Annotated in this window: 4 protein-coding genes and 1 other RNA gene; 2 read left to right on the forward strand and 3 right to left on the reverse strand. The window is 67.3% G+C overall.

Annotated elements, in window-relative coordinates:
* The first annotated feature begins 282 nt into the window (after positions 1-282).
* An RNA gene (gene ffs, locus Q1V78_RS07375) (signal recognition particle sRNA small type) lies at positions 283-377 on the forward strand.
* 34 nt (positions 378-411) lie between these two features.
* On the opposite strand, the gene Q1V78_RS07380 is transcribed toward ffs, so the two are convergent.
* Positions 412-870: a hypothetical protein gene (locus Q1V78_RS07380; RefSeq protein ID WP_300613178.1), complete on the reverse strand. Its 459-nt coding sequence runs from the start codon at positions 868-870 to the stop codon at positions 412-414.
* Between the two features lie 25 nt (positions 871-895).
* On the opposite strand from Q1V78_RS07380, the gene Q1V78_RS07385 reads away from it, so the two are divergent.
* Positions 896-1,780: a crotonase/enoyl-CoA hydratase family protein gene (locus Q1V78_RS07385; protein WP_300613180.1), complete on the forward strand. Its 885-nt coding sequence runs from the start codon at positions 896-898 to the stop codon at positions 1,778-1,780.
* Here Q1V78_RS07385 and gluQRS read toward each other — a convergent pair.
* Together gluQRS and Q1V78_RS07395 are read right to left on the reverse strand one after the other, a co-directional pair.
* Positions 1,777-2,847 (reverse strand): tRNA glutamyl-Q(34) synthetase GluQRS, encoded by a 1,071-nt coding sequence (gene gluQRS / locus Q1V78_RS07390; RefSeq protein ID WP_300613182.1) that lies wholly within the window; start codon positions 2,845-2,847, stop codon positions 1,777-1,779. The genes Q1V78_RS07385 and gluQRS overlap by 4 nt on opposite strands.
* The coding region (locus tag Q1V78_RS07395) for a tRNA guanosine(34) transglycosylase Tgt (protein WP_300613184.1) at positions 2,840-3,292 on the reverse strand (453 nt) is incomplete at its 5' end. The genes Q1V78_RS07395 and gluQRS, both read right to left, overlap by 8 nt.

Here is a 3,292-nt window from a genome sequence, read left to right on the forward strand (position 1 = left end):
GGATTTGAACCCTCGAGGGGCGTGAGCCCCGCACGCGTTCCAGGCGTGTGACATAGGCCGCTAGTCGAATCCTCCGCTGACTACTATACCCAGGGCCACCAAGCGCACAAAATCCCCAGCGCTCGCAGCATTTCCGGTCCCGTGAAGCTATCCCCAGAACCCCCGTCAGCTCCGCCCCTCGAATCCTCCAAAAGCGCACTCGCGTTCCCACGAGACAGCGCCCGAAAGATTGGCCCGAAAGATCGAGCGTTGGCCAGGGCCGTGGCGATGCGTTATGCTTTAGGCGGATTCCGCGTGGCGTGCATCTTGTGAACTCCCCCAGGGCAGGAATGCAGCAAGGGTCAACGAGCTCTCACGGGTGCGCGGGGTCCTTTTATTTTGCCCAAAAACTTCGCCACTACCTGCCAACCATTACCCGAGGCGCTGCTGCTCCCGCGCCCGTTGCGCGCGCACAGAGGCCACAATCAGCCCCACGATGTTCAGCCCAATCAGGCAACCAATGAACAGGAACACCAAGTCCGCGCCCCACAGTCCCGAGGAATCATTGGCGGCAGCCCAGAAGGACCACGCAAGCGCGAAGCCCGCGGTGAACCCCAGAACAACGCCCAGCGCGCCAGCGTAAAACCAGCGGGTCCGCAGCGAGAGCATCACCACCGCGAACACCGCACCGGCACCGCAGGCAAACACTTGCCAGTCGGCATAAGGCCCACCCATCGGCAGGCCCAGCTGATCGGGAGTCCAGCTGAGAAAAAGTACCCAGACCACGAGCCCGGCAAAGAACGCCCACACCCCGGCCGCACTCGTGCCCGCGTGATGAGGAATACCTCCCGGGCCGACTCCGCGCAGCTTCCGCAATCCCCCGCGCAGCACAGCACCCGTGGGTTAGCGTGATCCCATGACAGCCCGCACTGAACACTCTTCCGCCGCCGCAGCACCGAACAGCGCCCACACCGACGACCCCGCCTCCCGCCACGGCGAGGTCAAGCTGGACGTCAAGGACGGCATCGCCTACGTCACCCTTCGCCGTCCCGGCAAGCTGAACTCCCTCACCCTCTCCGTTCTCGACGACCTGGTCGCCACTGCGCACAAAATCCGGCGCGACCGCACAATCCGGGCCGTCATCCTCGCAGGTGAGGACCATAACTTCACCGCGGGCCTGGACTTCGGCTCCGCGTTGAAGACCCCCGCGGGCATCGCCAAGGCCTTCGCTCCCCGCCCGTGGCGCGGCACCAATACCTTCCAGGAGGCGTGCTGGGCTTTCCGACGCCTTCCCGTGCCCGTCATCGCGGCGGTCGAGGGCTTCTGCTTCGGCGGCGGGGTGCAGCTCGTCGCGGCCGCGGATTACCGCTTCACCACCGCAGACGCCCGGTGGTCCGTCCTGGAGGCCAAGTGGGGCCTGATCCCGGACATGTCGGGGATCTTCTCCCTCAAGCAGTTGCTGCCCATCGATACCGCCAAGCGCCTGACCATGACCGGTGAGGTTTTCGACGGCACCCGCGCCGTCGAGCTGGGGCTCGCATCCGAGGTCGCGGAGGACCCGGAGGAGGCCGCCCGCTCACTCGCCGAGGAAATTGCCACCCGTTCCCCGGATTCGGTCGCCTATGCCAAGCGCATCATCGACGAGACCTGGACCGCCGGCCCGCGCCGCACCTTCTTCATGGAGCGCGCCCGCCAGGCCCGCCTGCTGGTGGCCAAGAACACCAAGATCGCGCAGAAGGCGGCGGCCAAGGCGCGCGGCGCGGTTGTGGACGCCCGCTTCAAGCCCCGCGAGGTCCGCTAGCCCAGAAACGTCACCGGCTCGCGGGAGAGCAGCTGCGGGCGGAAGCTCTCCGCCCAACCTTCGAGGATCTCCGCAGGTGATGTGCCCTGCGCCAGAGCATCACGCACACTCTCAGGTTCAGCCACGGCATTCCCCAGCGACTCCCCGATCCACGCCAGGGCGTCCGCCACCCCGAGCTCGCGCATCGTCACCGCCCCGTCGCGCTTCGCCAGGCGCTTGCCCTCCGGCCCGAGCACCAACGGCACGTGCAGGTATTCCACCTCCGGTAGCCCCAGCAGCCCGGCCAGGTACGCCTGCCTAGGTGCGGAGCTCAGCAGGTCATCCCCGCGAACCACCTGATCCACGCCCGCGAGCGCATCGTCCACCACGACGGCCAGGTTGTACGCATATTCGCTGCCGTCCAGCTGCGCGGTGTTCCCGCCGCGCCGCAGCACCATGTCATCCACCTCGCCGGTATAGGTCCTTTCTTTCAGGACGTCACCGCCCAGCGTCTCCCCGGCCGCGAAGCCTTCGGTGATCGTGTGGGTGGTGACCAGGCTGGCCGGGGCGACGTCCGAGGAAGAAAGGTCACCGACGCGCAACCGCAACGCAGGGCTGCGGCCCGCCTCGGCGAGCTCCGCCCGGCGCGTGACCCTTTCCTCCTCGCTGAGGTTCCGGCAGGTGCCTGGGTAGGCACCCGGAGCGGCGTGCGGGGCGCGGGAGGCCTCCTGGATGTCCTTGCGAGAGCAGTAGCATTCGTAGACTCGCCCCTGGTCAGCCAGCTTCTGCAGGGCCTCGGCGTAGTGGTCGAGGCACTCGCGTTCGTGGACGATCCGCCCGGCGTGGGTGATCCCGAGTGCGGCGAGGTCCGCGAGCTGCCGGTTGGCGGATTCCTCGGAGGAGCGCTGGGCGTCGATGTCGTCGACGCGCAGGTGGAAGGCCCGGCCACTGTGGCGGGCGAACAGCCACGCGAGGACCGCAGTGCGCAGGTTGCCCAGGTGCAGGTCGCCGGAGGGGCTCGGCGCATAACGCCCGGCACCCCGCCGTCTTAGATCAGCCCCCTGGCTGCTCGCTCCCCCGTTAGCCAAGGCGCTGCTCCCAGCCCGGACCGTAGTAGCGGCCCATGAACTCCGCCCGGTACTCCTCGAAGCGGCCTTCCAGCATCGCCTCCCGGATGTTGTCCACCAGCTTGATCATGAAGTGCAGGTTATGCAGCGTGCACAGCGTGCCCGCGAGGTACTCCTTCGCGCGCAGCAGGTGGTGGATGTAGGCGCGGGTGTAGTTCTCAGACACATAGCCTCCAACCTCGGCGTCCACGGGGATGAAGTCCCGGCGGAAGCGGGCGTTAGAGAGGTTCATCCGCCCATCGAGCGTGTACACCCCACCGCGGCGACCAAGCCGGGTCGGCGCCACGCAGTCGAAGGTGTCCGCACCAGCGGCGATAGCGGTGAAGAGGTCATCCGGCTCGGAGATGCCCAGCAGGTGCCGTGGCTTGTCGTCCGGCAGCTCCTGCGAGACCCACTCCACGATCGT

Origin of the sequence: Corynebacterium sp., assembly GCF_030152825.1 — a bacterium.
In the GTDB taxonomy this organism is placed as follows: Bacteria; Actinomycetota; Actinomycetes; order Mycobacteriales; family Mycobacteriaceae; genus Corynebacterium.